Genomic DNA, 18,517 nt, shown 5'->3' with positions numbered 1-18,517 from the left:
ATCAGATTAAGGTCAAGAGATTGTCAGGTGGTTTTATTAGCGATGTGTTTTATGACATTGTCGAGTTCCAGCCCGCTTGCCTTGATAAGGTGCAATACTTCGTCATATTCGCAGCTATCATCAGGACTAAGCAAATCAATCAGCCCTAGTATATTTGCCAGGGGTTTTCTAACCAAATGAGAGTTCGAAAAAGCAATTTCAGCCAGCTTAAATTCCTTTTCCTTAAGAGGCTGCATATCCGTGATGGAACCGGTCATTCGAATCAGAATGTTATTCTCATTCCTTGTAAAATAAACTTTTCCATGCACATGGTGATACACTCCTTCCGCATCAAGGAACCGATATTCCTGTTCCCAGACAGAATGCCCTTCTTCAATGCATTTATTTAAGCTCTTAGTCACCCGCTCTATGTCCTCGGGGTGGACCCTTTGCCTGAACCAGACCTTATCTGTAAGGGTGCCCGAAGGGTATCCGAAGTGCAGGAATAAGTTTTTATTAAAGTGTACATAATTGCTGTTGATGTCAGCTTCCCAGATCACATCGTGACTAGTCGCTTTGATCAGTTCTGCCTTTGCTTTCGCATCATTCAATTCCAGGTCACGCATTAATTCCCCGGTAATATCTTCAAAGTAAACTGCAATACCTTCATCGCTGGGATGAACACTTACCCTAAACCATTTTTCGAACGGTTCATAATATTCTTCAAAAGACGAAGGTCGTTTTGATCGAATACATTCAGAATACACTTCATAAAACCGGGACTCTCTTGCCTGAGGAAACAGCTCCCATAACCCTTGCCCTAAGGCGTTTTCCTTGCTTATACCTAATAGTTCCTTGGATCTGTTATTCCAGTAAGTTACATCCCAGCTTCTATTACAAGTAAAAAAACCTTCGTTAATTGTTTCAACCGTCTGAAGAAGCTTGAGCTCTGATAAGTGCAGCTGGTTTTCAATTTTCTTCAAGGGACTCAGATCTTTAGTTGCGGTGACCATGCGAATCAGCTGGCCTGAATGATCATAGAGGCAAAATGATTGCGCGAAAACATCCTTGTATTCACCGTTAAAACACTTTAAGCGGCATTCAACGCACCATTTTGCGGTGTGTTGAATAATGGCTTTTTCAAAAGATGCAGTAACATATTTTAAGTCGGATGGATGTACTATTTTCTTCCACCATTCTTCTGTTCGTCCATCTTCAATTTTCGGATATCCAAAGACGTGGGTTATATTATCGTTGAACTCCATCGTATTGTTGACGAGGTCCCAATCCCAGATAGTGTCATTTGTCGCCTTATTCACTAAGGTAAAACGCTCATATAATTTTAGGAATTCTAATTCTCTTTGTTTTTCATCTGTGATATCCTGTAGAGTTCCTGTCAGTTTGTAGGGTACACCATTTCGGCGTTCAAGTTTTGCATATTGTTTGAAATACCGGATCTTACCATCCTCACCCTTAAACGCATGTTCGTATTCAAGACGTCCTCCCCTGCTTCTATAGCTTTGGCAAATACCTTTAAACTTATCAAGGTCGGCTACGGATAGACTATCCAGGAAAAACTGCAGCGTGATGGGTTTAACATTATTAAGCCTTAGTAATACATAAACTTCCGCTGAACATTCTAAAGTCTCAGAATCAACATAGAAGTCCCAGCTAGCAAGCTTTGCAAGCTTCTGGGTAAGAAGCAATTTCTTTCTCTTTTGAGTGAGCTCAAGGTTTAAGTACTTCTCTTTAGAATATAGGCTTGTGATTTCCTGTTGCTGTTTTTGAATTTCCATACGGCTTTCATACAGCTGATAAAGTGTCTTTACCTTTAACAAAAGCACCCCCGGATCAACGGGTTTTGTAATATAGTCTATACCTCCCTGATTGTAACCCTTGAGGATAAAGCTTGAATCTGTATAATTTGCTGAAAGGAAGATGATTCCTGTATTTTTTACCTTACTATAGCCAGAGATGATCTCCGCTACTTCGAATCCATCCATACCTGGCATCTGAACATCAAGGATGATCAGGACGTAATTGGTCTTTAAAACCTTTTTTAGTGCTTCGGGCCCTGAAGAGGCTGTATCAACCAAAAAATCATTATGCTCTAATACGCTTTTTAGTGAATACAAATTATCCTTTATGTCATCAACAATCAAAATCATACAATCGTGGAAGAGGAATGGTTACAACGATTGAAAAATACTAAAAAATTCCAATTAAACTATCTGGAGCAACATTTTATTGAAAGAAGTAGTGCCTTAGCTATTAGCAATCTTCCTCCTGACACCACTTACGGCCTCAGCAAGTAACGGATTTTCCGGCCAGGAATGTTTCGGGTATCTTCGTTTCAGCTCCTTTCTTACTTCGAAATATGCCTTATCCCAAAAGCTCCTCAGATCCGTAGTTATTTGTACAGGCTTGAATCCGGGAGAAAGAAGGTGAAGCACCAACGGAGTCTTATTATTATTAATTCTCGGTGTATCCAGCATTCCAAACACTTCCTGAAGTCTTACAGCCAACACCGGACTTTCGCCATCAGGCGAATATTTAATTTTAATGATTGATCCGCTCGGCACGGAAATACTGCCGGGAGCAAACCGTTCCAGGGCTGTTTGCTTTTCGTAGTCGAGACTTTGCTGCAGCACCTGGGCAAGATTTATTTTCTTCAGCTCATCGACCCGTTTAACTTGGCCCAAATAAGGCCACAACCACTCCTTATTGTGTCGCAGCAGATGTCCCTTGCTAACATCCGGCCAGGCGTCATCAGGATTCCATTTAGCCAGCGATGATACACGGTTCCGCCATTGTTCCGTTTCTTCGTCAAAGTTCAGGAGACTTTCCCCTTCAGCTTTTATTGCATCAGAAACCGCCTCAATAATTCTTTCTTCAGAAAGGTTTTTTAAGGGTTTTGACTGTAAAGTGATGTTACCAATTCTGAGATCCCGTGATGCGATAAGACCACCTTTCCTGGAGTCCCAGTAAACGGCATCAACCTCTTTTGCCATTGATATAAGATCTTCTGGATTCAAGGGAGCTGCCATAAATATTTTACCGGTACCTTTCCGTGCATCCATCTGGGCGATAGCCAGCCATTGCTCAGAGCTCAGATCATCAGAATCAGACAGTACTGCCGCTTTGCCATTTGCCAGTTGATATTGACCTGGGTATCCTGCCCTGGCTACTGCAAGGCGTTCTGGGTAAGCATATGTTAGCAAAAGGCCTGTGGCGTAGTGGTCGGGAATATTGTTATTTTGAGGAATCTTGAAGTATTTCCGGTAGCTATCAGCAACCTTTTCAATCCTATCCCACTTTCTGTCTGAAACCTTATCACGGCGATACCTGCGCAGGGCCTCTATCCTGAAGTTAATGTCGACACCTGTAAGATTATAAAGCGGATCGCGTTCCTCCAGGATGGCGGCTATGTCTGTAGCCAGCGCAAGTTTACCACTATCTTGTGCCATAATAAGCATGTTCGCCAGGCGTGGATGGCACGGTAATTCGTGGAGGAGCTTACCATGTTGTGTGATAAACCCATTATTTAGCGCATTCAAGTTTTCGAGGATCTCTTTAGCACTCGATACTGCAGCAGTTGGAGGCATTGTGAGCCAGCATAACGAGGCGATATCAGAAACACCCAATTTTGCCAGATCAAGCAGCATGGGAGTCAGGTCAGCTTCCGAAATTTCAGGTATACGAAACGGCTGCATTCTTTGCTGGGTTGCCGCCGACCACATGCGATAACAGGAGCCTTCACTTAGCCGCCCGGCACGACCAGCACGCTGATCTGCAGAATCGAGTGAAATAGCCGAAGTTTTTAAACCTGAGAGGCCTGAACCGGGATCAAAGCTTGGAATTCGGGCATAACCGCTATCCACCACTATTCTCACCCCCTCAATGGTCAAGCTTGTTTCAGCTATCGAGGTTGCCAGTACTATTTTTCGGCGTTGATGCGGATCTGGAAGGATAGCAGCCTGTTGTTCGGACTGAGATAGCTGGCCGTACAATGTATGTATTACTTCAGTCTTGATTTTTCGTTTAAGTATTTCTTCGCACTTCCTTATTTCTGCCTGCCCCGGTAAAAAGACGAGTATATCGCCCTCTTTCTCGCTCAATGCCCGTATTACCGTTGCTGCACAATGTTCCGGTAAACGTTGTAGATCCTGTTCACCGGTATAGATCACTTCAACAGGGAACATCCTTCCCTCACTTTCAACCACCGTGGTTTCAAGCAAATCAGCTAATTGACCGGTATCCAGGGTTGCTGACATCACCACAATCCGAAGATCAGGCCGTAGCACCTGCTGTGCTTCAAGGCACAATGCCAGGGCCAGATCTGCATGTATACTTCTTTCATGAAATTCGTCGAAAATAACCATGCCTGCTTCTTCAAGCGCATTATCACCCTGAAGCATCCTCGTTAAGATTCCTTCTGTAACTACCTCAATGCGGGTTGTAGGACTAACCTTGCTCTCGAAACGTATGCGATATCCTATGGAAGCTCCAACAGGTTCGTTAAGAAGGTCCGACATCCTGGAAGCAATACTACGGGCCGCCAAACGGCGGGGCTCAAGTAAAATAATCTTTTTTCCATTAAGCCATAAATCGTTCATCAACGCTAAGGGTAGCAGTGTGCTTTTTCCAGCACCTGGCGGAGCGCTGATAATAAGTCTGTTATGATTTGTGAGATGAGCCCTTACAGAAGGTATTATTTCAGTAACGGGCAAATTGCTTTGAAGAGGGTCGAAATTTGATTTCATGCTTTCCAGGGCTACAAAGATAGTCAAGAATTCATGAGGAATAATGCAGAGATGAAAGAGCCCGGCAACCTGAAAGAGAAAAAGATACGCGAATTATTTTTTAGAATTAAACTGTTACAAAACTTATTGTTCTTACGTCTATATACTATATCAAAACTTTGGGGGAAATATGAATATACGTTTGAGATTATCAGTAGCATTAACATTGCTCTTTATTCTTTTTTCAGCTGTGGTGATTCTATCATGTAAACAAGCGCCAAATACATCAAGGCAAATAATTGGAAATTTGCGATAGGGTTACTGCGCGCGCATACATTATACCACACACTTAGAAAGTACCCGCAGGGATTCAATCCCTGCAGGTCAAAATTAATAACAGAACAAATTAATTAATATCAATTTGATTCAACGTGTTTTTTGAAGTTATCTAGTATCGCCTGCCATCCCGCCCTTTGCATCTCTTCTGAATGTGTATTTTCAGCATCAAAGCTTTCCACAAGTCCGGTTTCATTTCCCTGGTCAATAAACTCCACTTTAACCTTTCTACCATCAGACATGGTATATTCTATCAATTTGTTTTCTTCAACTTTGGTGTAGGTTCCACCAAAATCGAAACTGAAACTTCCGTCTTTAGCAGCCATAGTGGTTGTAAAGGTGCCACCTTCCCTTAAATCATTCTCGGCATGCGGTGCGTGCCAATCCTCTGAGGCATTACACCACTGTTTGATATGCTCAGGTTCATTCCATTGGTCCCAGACTTTTTGTGTAGTGGCGTTTATTACATTTTTGACAGTAATAACGGTTTTGTTCATTGTCTCCATCGATTGTTTAATTAGTTTGATAATACAAATGTACGAGCGATAGTAAAGATATGCACTGTGCAGCAACGACAATTGAGGGGCATTTTACGACCAATTGTGTTTACATACTTAAATTAGTATCTTAGAAGGCAATTAATCATAAATAAACCGCACACTGATCATGCACAATTCACATTGACACATTTATGCTAACAGAAAAACTACAGGAAAAAGCTAAACTTAAGATTCGTGAACTCAGTAATTATGCACATAATCTTCCGGGTGTGATAATTATTCATGACTTACGGGGGGCAGTAGTCTGGATGTCAGAAAACGGGCTGGCTAAGTTAGGTACCACTCTTGAGCAGCTTAGAGAGCTTAGCGCAGATGAGTATTATTCCCGTTTCTTCAATGCAGAAGATGCTAAAGATTATGTTCCTAAAATATTAAGCTTGCTTGAAAGTAATAACGACGAAAATATGTGCACCTACTTTCAACAGGTAAGACTCTCCCAGACGGCAGATTGGACCTGGCACATGTCGAGTACAAAAATATTTATGAGAGACGACGAAGGCCGCCCTCTCTATACTATAACCATGGCCTTTCCTATTGATTCTATGCATCATATGGTTTCCAAGGCCGAGAGGCTGCTCAGGGAAAATAACTTCCTGCGTAAGCACTACCATCAGTTTGACAGATTAAGTAAACGGGAAAAAGAAATTTTGAAGCTGTTTGTGCTGGGAAAAAGCTCTGCTGAAATTGCAGATCAGCTTTTTATTTCAGAGCATACGGTTGACACCCATAAGAGGAATATTAAAAGTAAGCTCAAAACGAACTCGATGTTTGAACTAAGTGAGTATGCGAGGGCGTTTGATCTGATATAGAGATTGTAAGGGAGAGCCTGGAGGCTCCCGTTCATTTGTTAATCCGTAGAGCCGCTGTCGCGAACTAGGACAGTGTTTTTTGTTGCGGAGGGTGGCCAAAAAACCGTAGTACGTCATGCCGAATTCATTTCGGCATCTCTTGAATAACTTACGAATCCCTTGCTTAGGCAAGAGATCCTGAAACAAGTTCAGGATGACGTAAACTTTAATTTTTGGACACCCTCATTACTTCAAATAAACATATGTAATACCATCACCTCCCCGGTCCTGGTGCTCATCTTCCATGTGGCTGACCTGATCGTATTTTTTGAGGTAGCCTCTTATCAGTTTGCGCAAAATGCCGTCACCTTTTCCGTGAATGATCTTCAGGCTTGGGAAACTCATCATAATCGCTTTATCAAGATATTTCTCGATTTCGTATAAAGCTTCTTCTCCGCGCATTCCCCTGACATCCAATTCGGCCTTAAAGCTGGCGATTGCATCGGTAACATTTGAGGAAGCAGAGCGGCGTATTTCCTTCGGAACTTCCTTGTTTGGAATTTTTACCACGCGTTTGCGTTTAACTACCGAACGCAGGTCTCCCATTGCCAGAATCACATTGTCCTTTGTTACGTCCATAACCTGCGCTACGGTTTCGGAGTCAGCAAATTTCACCCAATCGCCGGAAACAAGTTCAGAAGTATCTGTTTCAGCTTTTTTCGCAGGGTTTTCTTTCACCTGGTGCTTTTGTAACTCGCTTTGAAGATTCTGCCGGAGTTTTTGTGTTTTTTCTTTATCCGCCTTACTGTCTTTAATCCCTGCGATAGTATTTTCAACCAGCTTGTTGGCGTTCAGAATGATATTTTGAGCTTCTTTTTTCGCTTCTTTAAGTATGGCTTTCCGGTTCTCCTCCAGGTAAGTCTTTAGCTTTTCATTTTCTTCGAGCATCACAGCAACTTTGCGCTGCTGCTTCTCAACCGATACCCGGCTTTCAAGTAACTCTTTCTTGTCCCGTTCCAGGTCTACGAGCAGAGTATCTACTTTTTTCTGATGGCCACTGATCTTACTTTTAGCAGCGTTCAACACCGGTACCGGCAAACCAATCTTCTGTGCAATTTCAAAGGCATACGAACTACCCGGCTTTCCTGTTTCCAGAATGTAAAGAGGACGCATTTCATGATTATCAAACATCATGGAAGCATTCTCGATTCCTTCTGTGATATTAGCAAAACTCTTCAAATTGGAGTAGTGAGTAGTAACTACACCGCGTATCTTCTTCCGGTTAAGTGTCTCCAGTACTGCTTCAGCGATAGGTCCGCCAAATTGCGGATCGGTGCCAGTACCGAACTCATCAATAAGCACCAATGTTTTTCCACCGGCATTCTCAACAAAGTATTTCATTTTTGAAAGATGAGCACTGTAAGTACTCAGGTCGCTTTCGATAGACTGGTCATCGCCAATATCAGCAAAAACCTGTTTATATATACCCAGTTTGGAACTTTCGTCGACAGGGATAAGTAAACCGGCCTGGACCATGATCTGTAATAAACCTACCGTTTTCATGCACACAGACTTGCCGCCTGCGTTCGGACCAGAAACAACAATTACACGCTGTACTTCATCGATCTTAATATTAAGAGGTACAACCGATTGACCTTCTTTTTTTAAATTCAATAAGAGCAGCGGGTGTTGTGCATTTACCAAGTTCATTTCCGCTGTATTTAAAAGCACAGGCATCACTGCTTCTGTTTGTATAGCAAACAGCGCTTTTGCACGAACGAAATCCAGTTTGGTAAGTAAGCTGTGATAAGCTAACAATAAAGGCACATAGGGCCGAAGGTCATTACTTAGAACGGTTAGTATCCTTATGATCTCACGTCGTTTGTCAAATTCCAGGTCCCTCACCAAGTTGTTCAACTGAAACACGTCCTCAGGCTCAAGAAACACTGTTTGCCCCGATGCCGATTCGTCATGCACAAATCCCTTCACCTTCCTTTTGTTTTCAGCAAGCAAGGGGATACATAAACGACCATCACGGACCGTCAAATTGCCATCGGCTGTCCAGTTGTTATTCTGCGCATTCTTGAATATTTGGTCAATCTTTTTACGTGCTTCCTGTTCCGCTTTTGCTATACTATGAATGATATTATTGAGTTCAGGCGAAGCGTTAGGTCTTATCTTACCTTTATCATCAATAACCAGTTCAATACTTTTAATGATCTTCTTTTCAATGGGTAGGTGCTCAAACAGAGCTTCTAAATTGGGATAGCGCCCTTCCCTTTCATTGAAATAGCTTATCACAGCAAACACGGTTTGCAGTGATAAAAGCACCTGGTGAAGCTCCGCCTCTGATAAAAAGGCACCTTCCACCCTGATCTTCTCAGCAAGAGATTTGATATCAAACAGATTTCTTATGGGCAACTGGGCGTCATTTTCCAGTATGTCTTTAAACTCCCTGGTTTGTCTTAGAAATTTATTAATCTGTTCATAATTGGTCATCATCTGTATCCGGGCCACCATTTGTTTGCCCATATCGCTCAGGCAGTGGTGCTGGATAAGTGTTTTTATTTCTGTAAACCCTAGTTTATCTATTGCGTTTTGCGGGTAAATCATTTTTTTTTCGTTCCTTCTTCAACTTCAGCTCCATCTTTGCTTTCTTCACAGAATCTTTCTTCAGCGAATCTTTTCTGAGAGCTTCCTTTTTTATTGAAATCATTTTTATGGAGTCTCTTCTCAGAGAGTCCTTTCTTAGTTTTTCCTGTCTTTTTAACGAGTCAGCTATCTGCTTATCGCGTTTCTCCTGCTGCTTACGTTTTATTTCTTCTTTCTTTTGCTCATCCTTTTCCATCACAGAAAGTCTGCTTTCTACCTGCCCGTACATTTCCTTTAAACGAACAGGATCTTTAGAATAGAAAGAAAGGCTTTTCATAAACTTCAGGGAGTCAATACCGTGAGTTTTATATAGAGATTGATATACCGCCACAATTTGTGGTGTGTCGATAAGAGATGAGGTGTAACCATCTGCCAGGTGCATATCTGTTAACACATCGATCATTGCCTCCTGAGGTATTATGCCGTCGGGAGTTTTGCCCGAATTACATGCCTCAAAAAAAATGAAAATAAAAAACAATACCAGTAAACGCCTCATTTCTTAATTTAGCCGTGATTTTCGACAAAAATACATATAAATGAGTATAGCAGCCAACCTAACAGAATTAAAGAAAGAAACCGACCGTTTACACGTTAAGTTAATTGCTGTTTCAAAAACGAAACCCAAAGAGGAAATAATGGAAGCCTACCAGGCTGGTCAGAGGATTTTTGGTGAAAACCAGGTGCAGGAATTGGTTGATAAGTATGAAGAGCTGCCTAAAGATATAGAGTGGCACCTGATAGGCCACCTGCAAACCAACAAGGTTAAATACATTGCTCCTTTCATAAAACTGATACACTCGGTAGATAGATTAAAGCTGTTGCAGGAAATTGATAAACAAGCTAAGAAAAATAACCGGATCATAGATTGCCTGCTGCAGGTATATATCGCGGACGAAGAAACCAAGTTTGGTCTGGGTTTTGACGAGGCTATAGAGCTTTTACGTTCAGATGATTTTGCAAATCTAAAGAATGTGCGTTTAGTTGGCGTGATGGGGATTGCAACAAACACAGACAATCCAAAACAGATTAAAGAAGAGTTCTATGAATTAAAAACCTTTTTTGACGGAATAAAACAAAGTTTTTTCCGGAAAGACGAGGCTTTTAAAGAAGTTTCCATGGGGATGTCGGGAGATTATAAAGTTGCAATAGAACAAGGAAGTACTATGGTTCGTATCGGCAGTACAATTTTCGGACATCGTGAAACAAAAATATAGGGTCGACATGTCTGAAGTTTACAAATTCGGTGGTGCATCCATAAAGGATGCAGAGGGAGTGAAGAATCTTGCAGAGATCATCCGGCTGGCTACCAACAAACAACTGCTGATAGTAGTTTCTGCAATGGGTAAAACCACAAATGCCCTGGAGGCTCTTGCCATGGCTTACCATGCACGGCACCAGGATACACATGAAATGCTCGAAGAGATCAAGAACTACCACGAAAACATAATGCTGGAGCTGTTTGGTAATGAAAACCGGGCAGCGTTCGATGATGTAGCCAATGCATTCGTAGAAATTGAGTGGATATTGGAAGAAGATCCTCATGATGATTTTGATTACACTTATGATCAGATTGTGTCTCTGGGAGAAGTTGTATCCTCAAAAATCGTAAATGCCTACCTTAATTCTACAGGCATCAGCAGCAGGTGGCTGGATGCCCGCGGCTTTATACATACCGATAACACCTACCGCGAGGGCAAGGTGAACTGGGATAAAACGCAAAACGCCATTGTAAGCCAGCTGCCCGCAATCCTGGAAAAGCAGGTGGCAGTTACTCAGGGCTTTATTGGCGGCACATCCGAAAACTTCACCACTACATTAGGCCGCGAAGGATCTGACTATACAGCAGCTATTTTTGCATCTTCCATAAAGGCAGATGCAGTAACCATTTGGAAAGACGTTCCAGGTGTATTAAATGCTGATCCTAAATGGTTTGATAAAACCGAATTAATGCCACACATAAGTTACCACGATGCTATTGAACTAACGTATTATGGGGCTACCGTCATTCATCCTAAAACCATAAAGCCATTACAAAATAAGTCTATACCTCTGTATGTCCGGTCGTTTATTCATCATGGTTCACCGGGCACTGTGATAAGCGATCATGAGAAAGCACGGCATATACCCTCTTTCATCTTCAAAGTCGATCAGGTATTAATATCTATATTGCCGAAGGATTATTCCTTTATTATTGAGGAAAGCCTGAGCCATATATTTGATATCCTGCACTCAAACCGCGTTAAGGTTAACACCATGCTAAATTCTGCATTGAGCTTTTCCATTTGTGTTGATAATGATCCGGAGAAGATCAAAAAACTGATCTCTCGACTATCCTCTACCTACAAAGTAGTTTTTAATGAAGGACTTGAGCTGGTTACCATTCGCTATTACAATCAGCAAACCATAGACAGGGTGACTCTAAATAAATCCGTCCTGCTTGAAGTTAAGAGCCGTCACACGTGTCAGATGGTAATGAAAAACTTGCCGGCCGGTTAAATATGAATACTCAACTATTAAAACATGAAATACAGGAGTTTATCGCTTCTAATCTAAATGAAGACATTAATAAGATACTATTAAAAAAGAGCCCCTTCGAAGCGGTCAGTACAAGGGATTTGGCTACGCAGATCGATGGTAAAAAGCGAAGTCAAAAGAAACTCCCTCTATGGTTTAAAACATCGGGAATTTACTTTCCCCCAAAATTGAATCTGGAACAAACATCGTCTGAGAGCACCGCTGAATACAAAAGTCAGCTTGCAAAGGGCGATATTTTGGTGGATCTTACGGGTGGATTCGGTGTTGACAGCTATTACTTTTCCAAACGAGTAAAGCAGGTTTACCATGTTGAACAAAATGCTGAACTCTCGGATATTGCTGCGCACAACAGCCGCTTGCTGTCTGCCCAGAACCTTCACTTTGTAAAGGGCGACAGTCTCGAATATCTGCGGGATACACAGCTTAGTTTTGATACCATTTATGTCGATCCTGCACGACGGGTACAAACCAGAAAAGTGTTCCTTCTAAAAGATACCGAACCCGATGTTGTGAGCAACCTGCCCTTGTTACTAAGTAAAGCTTCAAGGATCATTATCAAAACATCTCCGCTTTTTGATATTCAGTCGGGTTTAAAAGAATTAAGTAATGTCAGGGAAGTTCATGTAATAAGCGTCAAAAATGATTGTAAGGAATTGTTGTGGGTGATCGATAAAAACTTCAATGGAGAAGCCCGGATTATAGCGTCTGCTTTACAGGAACACCAGCTGGTAAACACAAGCTCATTCTCATTTTTTTTTAGCGAAGAAAGAAATCTGGCTTTACCAGAGGCTTCTACCCCGGCTAACTTCCTTTATGAACCAGATGTGGCCCTTTTAAAAGCGGGCTGCTTTAAAATGATTGCCAACAGGTATACTATTAGAAAGCTTCATGTCAACACTCATCTGTATACATCCGATCAGGCAGGTCTATCTTTTATCGGTAAAGTGTACCGTGTAAATAGAAGTACCAATTACGGCGAGTTCTCAAAATTGAAACAGGCAAGGAAAGCCAACGTGATCTCAAGGAATTTTCCTTACTCTCCGGAGCAGATAAAAAAGAAGCATAAGATCAGCGATGGCGGGGAGCTTTTTCTGTTCTTTTGTATGGCTGCTGACAGCAGGCTATTAGTTATAGAAGCAGAACGTATAGAGTAATAAGTAATAAGAAAGCCCGTAACACTTTGGGGTACGGGCTTCCCTGCATTTATCCTGCGGATTATTTACGCTGAGGACTTTCGAGCAGTTTAAAGAACTGGTCAAGTTCCGGTAGAATTACGATACGTGTACGACGATTGGTCGCCCTTCCACTGTCGGTATCATTCGATGCAAGGGGAATATATTCACCGCGGCCGGCGGCTGTCATCCTGGCCGCCGGAACTCCGTATTCGCTTTGCAGGATTCTAACTACTGAAGTGGCTCTTTTAACACTTAAATCCCAGTTATCCAACAAAACACCGTCCCTATAAGGAACATTGTCTGTATGACCTTCAACCATAAACTCGATATCCGGTTGATTCTTTAACACTGTGGCTACTTTTCCAAGGACTACTTTTGCCTGCTGATTGACTTCATAACGACCACTTTTGAAAAGGAGTTTATCGGAGATGTCTATATAAACCACGCCTTTGTCGACTTTGATATTAATATCCTGATCGTCTAAATTACCTATCGCGCCTTTCAGGTTCATAACTAAAGCCATATTCAATGAATCCTTTCTTGAAATAGCAGATTGAAGGTCTTTAATATAAGCATCTTTAGCACCTATATTTTCGAGCGACTTTTTAATACTTTCCGCCTGAGAGCCAGAGATTACTGAAAGGTCTTTCAATTGCTGCAGCATTTGTGAATTACTTGTTTGCTGATTACTCAACTGATCATTCAGCGCTTTTATTCTATCGAGATATTTAGCAGAGGAATCACGACAAGCAGCCATTTGCCCTTGAAGGGCCATGTAGGAGGTGTTCAGGTTATTATACCGTAGCTCCGCCTCTTTTAACTTTTTCGAACATGATGAGAACAAAAAAAGCGGTGCAGTGGCAGTCAAAATTAAATATTTAAAATTCATAATGATTCATTTAGTTAAACAATAGGAACCTCACGTGAAGGTTCCGAACAATAGTTATAACTATTATTCAATATTGATGCCTGAAATGAATTGAATTTAAATTATTGAATGACAACAGTTTTCAAATTAAATAATCAAAATATTGTCCTAAACAAAATACAATTTATGTGAGAAATCTATAGTCAGTTGGAGAAAGAAGTTCACCCTGATAACTTAATTTGTACTCGTCGCCATTAATGTCCGTAAGCAAGATATGGTCTCCGTTTATATTAACTTCTTTTTTACCTTCCATATTTACGAAGATATCTTTCCCGGCAAAATCCCAAACTTTGTTACCTTCCTTATCCACCCTGTAAACACTGGTTTCTCCCCTTATTAGAAAATCGTCCTCAATTGAATAAAATTCAAAGAGATCGAACTGATCTGGCTGAAATATCCATACCGGGTCTAAGTCAGGTACAGAATAGCACATAAGTGAATCACCACAACTGATTAAAAGTTTGTCATCGAAGCCAGCGATGGTGCCGCCTTCCTGGTTATCTTTCAAATCATATAAGAAAGATGTTCCGTGAACCAGGAGTTCCTTTTCATGAATGATCCCGGAGTTTTTAAGTACTTCGATTTTGATTCTGGATTGATATTGTCCTTCAACTTCAGTTAGCTGAAGGTTTAGCAGGTGGCCATTAATTTCTAACTGTTCAGGATCATGTATCATGTGTGCTCGAGTAAAAAACCTTCTAAATTTAGAAATAAATGTGTGATCTGGAGAAAGTGCCAGCTGGTTTTTTATTACACATGTGTTAGGGAGCCGCAGAATCTCATCTACTATCTAGCACACCTAGTTTTTTGGTAGTTCAAAATAGATAGTTGTACCGTCTCCCTCTTTGGACTGGAACCATATCTTCCCATTATGCCATTCGACGATAGTTTTCATTATAGACATACCCAAACCTACCGAAGGTTCACCTTGTAAGCCTTTCCTGCTGGCATTGGTGAACTTATCAAACAACGTAGCGTGATATTTTTCAGGGATGCCTATACCATTATCTGATACTGAGAAAAGCACTGTATCAGACTTTTCCTCTATGCGCATGATAATCTCCCCTCCGGCTTTGGTGAACTTTAATGCGTTTGTCATCAAATTATTGATTACCTGGATGAACTTGGGTTCGTCTGCATTCAGGAAAATATCATCAGGTAAGCTGATAAATTCAAATCTCCGGTTTGTTAACTCTTCGGTATTCTTGTATTCCTCGACCACTTCCTTTAGCTTGGCGGATATATTTATTCTCTTCTTTACAAGGACTACTTCAGCCGTTTGCAGGAACTCTCTTTCTGTGAGATCAGAAATAAGATCGATGGCCTGCCTTGTCACTTTGGAAATGGTATTGGTAAAAATAGTAAGCTCCGGATCCTGGATCTTTTTAAGCAATACAGAATTGGCCATTTGAGCGACACCCAGGGATCCTCTTAAGTCATGGGCAATGATATTAAGTACTGAGTTTTTCTTGTTTGAAAATTTCTTGTAGTGATCCAAATTAGACGCTTGCGCAGTGATATCAGCAACGGTGACCAGGACAATTGGTCCTTCAGTTAACCTATAAAGAAGGAGTGTCAACCTTATCCATTTAAGCTCGGCTTCGTCCAACCCAAATCTTACATCCGCCTCAACACTGGAGCCAGGTTGGTTAAGTCCCTCAAATTTCTTCTTTAGATAATCAAGATCTTCTGCAGGTATCCTTTCTGTGAAATATTCACGATCCAAACTACTATGCTCATTAACATCTACCATTTTCCTGAATGCTAAATTAGTATAGAGGATTCGATCCTGCTTCAGATCTAATATACATTGAGCATGAGGAAAGTGATCAACAAAAAACTTAAAAATGTCAGAATTCATTCGATATTAATTGAGTAGTGAAAGACCTGTAATGGTAACAACTCGATCAACGAGTCTTCAACTAAGTTTGTTTTTGCAGGGCGGCAGTACTTCTTAATATATCCATAAGGATTTTTACGTCAATTGGTTTTGATAAATAGTCATTCATTCCGGATTTTAAACAAGTTTCTTTGTCTTCCTCCATCGCATTAGCTGTTAGAGCTACTATGAATGGCTGAACGTCATAATCGCTTCTTATGATCCTGGTTGCCTCCAAACCGTCCATTTCGGGCATTTGAATATCCATTAAAATGATATCGAATTCTGTATTGTCTAATGCGGCTAAAACCTCTTTACCATTAAAAGCGAGAGTACTCGTATAACCTAACTTCTCTAAAATGCGTTGTATCAGTTTCTGATTTATCAGATTGTCCTCGGCTACCAGAATCCTAAGAGGATGATCAAGAGCGAATTCTTTACTGAGTATTTTAGCAGGATTACTAGTATTAGTCATTACTTTTTGTTTTTGGCTGAGATTTTCGGCTATTACATCAAAAAGCACCTGCTGTCTAACCGGCTTACTCAATACAGAAGAAAACAAGTGAGCGTAATGCTTTTTATTCTCATCTCCTATAGAGCTTAAAAGTATAACCGGTATGCTATTGGTGATATCTTTTAGTTTACCTGCCAGCTCAACGCCGTCCATCTCTGGCATCTGCATATCAGTTATTACCAGATCAAATGCAGAATCCTGTTTTAAGAAGTTTAGAGCCTCAATCCCCGAAGATGTCAAAACTACACATATTTCCCATAGCTCGAGCTGGTCCTTTAAGATTCTGCGATTTGTCTCGTTGTCGTCAATTACAAGTATCCGTTTTCCTTTCAAGTCAACATTACTTTTTCCTGTACCTTGACTAAAGCCACTTGTCTGCCCTTCCCTAAGTTCAATATTGAAGGAAAAACAGGCACCATTACCTGGCTCACTCACAACCGATATATCCCCGCCCATTAATGTAATAAGCTTCTTACTGATAACCAGGCCTAAACCCGTCCCTCCATATTTGCGGGTTGTTGTTGAATCTACCTGAGAAAAAGCTTTGAATAAGGACGAAAGTTTATCATATGGTATCCCGATACCGGTATCTTTAACACTGAAGTTAACAGAAAGTGAACCATCAGCCCTTTTTTCGGCGAGAAGCACCTGGATATGAACCTCTCCTTGCGGGGTGAACTTAATGGCATTGCCTATAAGATTAATTAATACCTGCCTTAAACGCAGGCTATCTCCCATCACGTTAAATGGAATCTTATGATCTATTTCAAATAGCAGCTCCAGGCCAGCGCTACCAATTTTAGCGGAAAATAAATCGAGTACCTCTTCGATACATTTTCGCAAGTTAAAATTATGTATATCAATCTCCAGATTACCAGATTCAATTTTTGAAAAGTCGAGAATGTCATTAATTACACTTAAAAGAGCCTCACCGCTATTTAGAATGGTGTTGGTATAGTCTCGTTGCTCAGGACTTAGCGGGGTGCTGTCGAGTAATGAAGCCATTCCCAAAACTCCATTCATGGGGGTTCTGATTTCATGACTCATTGCTGCCAGAAAAGCACTTTTAGCCAGGCTCGCTTTTTCGGCGCGGTCGCGTTCTTGCTGTAGCTCGTTATTTAACATCAGCAAGTTTTCCGACTGCGCACTTAGTTCCTCCGATTGGACTTGCAATTCTTCATTTAAGGCCTGTAACTCCTCAGATTGCAATCTGATGGTTTCCATGGCTGTTTTTATCTTGGTTATATCTTTCGATACCGTGTGCATTCCGATCACTTCTCCGTCGACAATTACAGGTACTTTAGTAATATCGATGTGATGGGTTGTTCCGGTTTCCTGCAAAAATAAAGTCTGTTCGAACTTCACAGGATAACCCTCGAAGGCCCGTTTCAGCTGTCGTTCTGATAACTCTTTTTGTTCGGGACGTAAGAAATGTGAGTAGTGTTTGTTAATTATTGTCTCACGGGGCAGATTGTATAGTCGTGTGGCTGAATCATTAATATCTAGAATGTAACCTTCCCTATCCTGATAATACACCATGTCTGGATTATTATCAAACAATGATCTGTATTTAATTTCACTTTGTTTAACAGCCAGCTCCTGCTCCTTGCGATCGGTAATATCACGTGAATTTATTACAACAGCACCGATCAGGGGATTATTGATGTGATTACTGGCCGTAGTCTCTATCCAGCGCCATTCACCACCTGCTATTCTATAGCGATAGCTCGTCTGAATAGTTGTAGTGACGGCTAAAGATTCCCATAAACTTCTAACCCGGTCCATATCATCAGGATGAACAAGACTCAGGGCATCCGTTTTTAAGAGCTCGTTTCGTTGATAGCCGAGGATCTTAAGGACAGAAGGACTGATATATTGATAGTTTCCCTCATGATCCAACAGGATAAGCATGTCTGAACCTTGCTCAAGCAAGGTAAGGTAAAATTCTTCTTTTTCTTTTATCTTCTGGCGTTCGGCATGCAGCTCCCGTATGTCGTGAGCTATGCAAAACACCAGGTTGTCAGCCTCTGACCATGAAGCAGACCAGCTAAATGGAATACTTTCGCCGTCCTTGTGAATATAGATGGTTTCTAAACGGGAACCGCCTTGTCGACCTATCAAATCAGCCAACAAGGTATTGACTGGCTCTCTATCTTCGCTGACAATCAGATTAAAGAACTTAGTTCCGATAAGTTCATCAGGATGAAAACCGAGCAGACTTAGACACGCATGGCTAACATCTTCAATGCCCCCGTCTCGGTTAAGGCAAAATACTAAATCTAAAGAATGCTGAAAACCTCTTAAAGCCATGTTTAACTATATGGCAGTATTACGGGATTTTTGAGTATTAGTTGCGAGGAATGGTGGTATTCTTGCCTTAGGAGAGCAGCCGGTTGAGGCTTTATTAACAAGTTGCAATCTCCATAGGG

Annotated in this window: 13 protein-coding genes; 4 read left to right on the top strand and 9 right to left on the bottom strand. The window is 41.2% G+C overall.

Annotation, left to right across the window (positions count from 1 at the left end; all coding sequences use genetic code 11):
• Positions 1-23 precede the first annotated feature (23 nt).
• From J3P37_RS23165 to J3P37_RS19405, 3 genes are all read right to left on the bottom strand, one after another.
• Positions 24-2,147, bottom strand: a complete 2,124-nt coding sequence (locus J3P37_RS23165; RefSeq protein ID WP_369414098.1) for a PAS domain-containing protein — start codon at positions 2,145-2,147, stop codon at positions 24-26.
• 96 nt (positions 2,148-2,243) lie between these two features.
• Entirely contained in the window at positions 2,244-4,742 is a 2,499-nt protein-coding gene (gene hrpB / locus J3P37_RS19410) for an ATP-dependent helicase HrpB (protein WP_256013023.1), read from the bottom strand.
• 395 nt (positions 4,743-5,137) lie between these two features.
• A complete protein-coding gene (locus J3P37_RS19405) occupies positions 5,138-5,554 on the bottom strand; it encodes an SRPBCC family protein (protein WP_369414097.1) in 417 nt (138 codons plus the stop codon).
• 194 nt (positions 5,555-5,748) lie between these two features.
• Here J3P37_RS19405 and J3P37_RS19400 point away from each other — a divergent pair, with 194 nt between their 5' ends.
• On the top strand, positions 5,749-6,426 hold the full coding sequence (locus J3P37_RS19400) for a response regulator transcription factor (protein WP_256013021.1): 678 nt from the start codon (positions 5,749-5,751) through the stop codon (positions 6,424-6,426).
• A gap of 225 nt (positions 6,427-6,651) precedes the next feature.
• On the opposite strand, the gene J3P37_RS19395 is transcribed toward J3P37_RS19400, so the two are convergent.
• Positions 6,652-9,018 carry an endonuclease MutS2 gene (locus tag J3P37_RS19395; RefSeq protein ID WP_256013020.1) on the bottom strand — a complete coding sequence of 789 codons (2,367 nt, stop codon included), beginning with the start codon at positions 9,016-9,018 and terminating at the stop codon, positions 6,652-6,654.
• Complete coding sequence (locus tag J3P37_RS19390; protein ID WP_256013019.1) at positions 8,990-9,553, bottom strand: DUF4296 domain-containing protein; 564 nt, start codon at positions 9,551-9,553, stop codon at positions 8,990-8,992. The genes J3P37_RS19395 and J3P37_RS19390 overlap by 29 nt, the downstream gene beginning before the upstream one ends.
• A 40-nt stretch (positions 9,554-9,593) precedes the next feature.
• On the opposite strand from J3P37_RS19390, the gene J3P37_RS19385 reads away from it, so the two are divergent.
• From J3P37_RS19385 to J3P37_RS19375, 3 genes are read left to right on the top strand one after another with little or no spacing between them, the layout of a single operon-like run.
• Entirely contained in the window at positions 9,594-10,271 is a 678-nt protein-coding gene (locus tag J3P37_RS19385; protein ID WP_256013018.1) for a YggS family pyridoxal phosphate-dependent enzyme, read from the top strand.
• A gap of 7 nt (positions 10,272-10,278) precedes the next feature.
• Entirely contained in the window at positions 10,279-11,553 is a 1,275-nt protein-coding gene (locus J3P37_RS19380) for an aspartate kinase (protein WP_256013017.1), read from the top strand.
• A 2-nt stretch (positions 11,554-11,555) separates the two neighbouring features.
• Entirely contained in the window at positions 11,556-12,746 is a 1,191-nt protein-coding gene (locus tag J3P37_RS19375; RefSeq protein WP_256013016.1) for a class I SAM-dependent methyltransferase, read from the top strand.
• Positions 12,747-12,807: 61 nt separating this feature from the next.
• On the opposite strand, the gene J3P37_RS19370 is transcribed toward J3P37_RS19375, so the two are convergent.
• The 4 genes from J3P37_RS19370 to J3P37_RS19355 form a co-directional block, all read right to left on the bottom strand.
• Positions 12,808-13,656: an OmpA/MotB family protein gene (locus J3P37_RS19370; protein ID WP_256013015.1), complete on the bottom strand. Its 849-nt coding sequence runs from the start codon at positions 13,654-13,656 to the stop codon at positions 12,808-12,810.
• 163 nt (positions 13,657-13,819) lie between these two features.
• Positions 13,820-14,371, bottom strand: coding sequence for a hypothetical protein (locus tag J3P37_RS19365; protein ID WP_256013014.1), 552 nt, complete (start codon positions 14,369-14,371; stop codon positions 13,820-13,822).
• A 123-nt stretch (positions 14,372-14,494) separates the two neighbouring features.
• Positions 14,495-15,556: a sensor histidine kinase gene (locus tag J3P37_RS19360; protein WP_256013013.1), complete on the bottom strand. Its 1,062-nt coding sequence runs from the start codon at positions 15,554-15,556 to the stop codon at positions 14,495-14,497.
• 61 nt (positions 15,557-15,617) lie between these two features.
• Positions 15,618-18,398: a PAS domain S-box protein gene (locus tag J3P37_RS19355; RefSeq protein WP_256013012.1), complete on the bottom strand. Its 2,781-nt coding sequence runs from the start codon at positions 18,396-18,398 to the stop codon at positions 15,618-15,620.
• Between the last annotated feature and the right edge of the window lie 119 nt (positions 18,399-18,517).

Origin of the sequence: Desertivirga xinjiangensis, from assembly GCF_024436435.1 — a bacterium.
GTDB lineage: Bacteria > Bacteroidota > Bacteroidia > Sphingobacteriales > Sphingobacteriaceae > Desertivirga > Desertivirga xinjiangensis.
The sequence above is the reverse complement of the archived record's forward strand: the minus strand, read 5'-3'. Positions and strand labels throughout refer to the sequence as shown.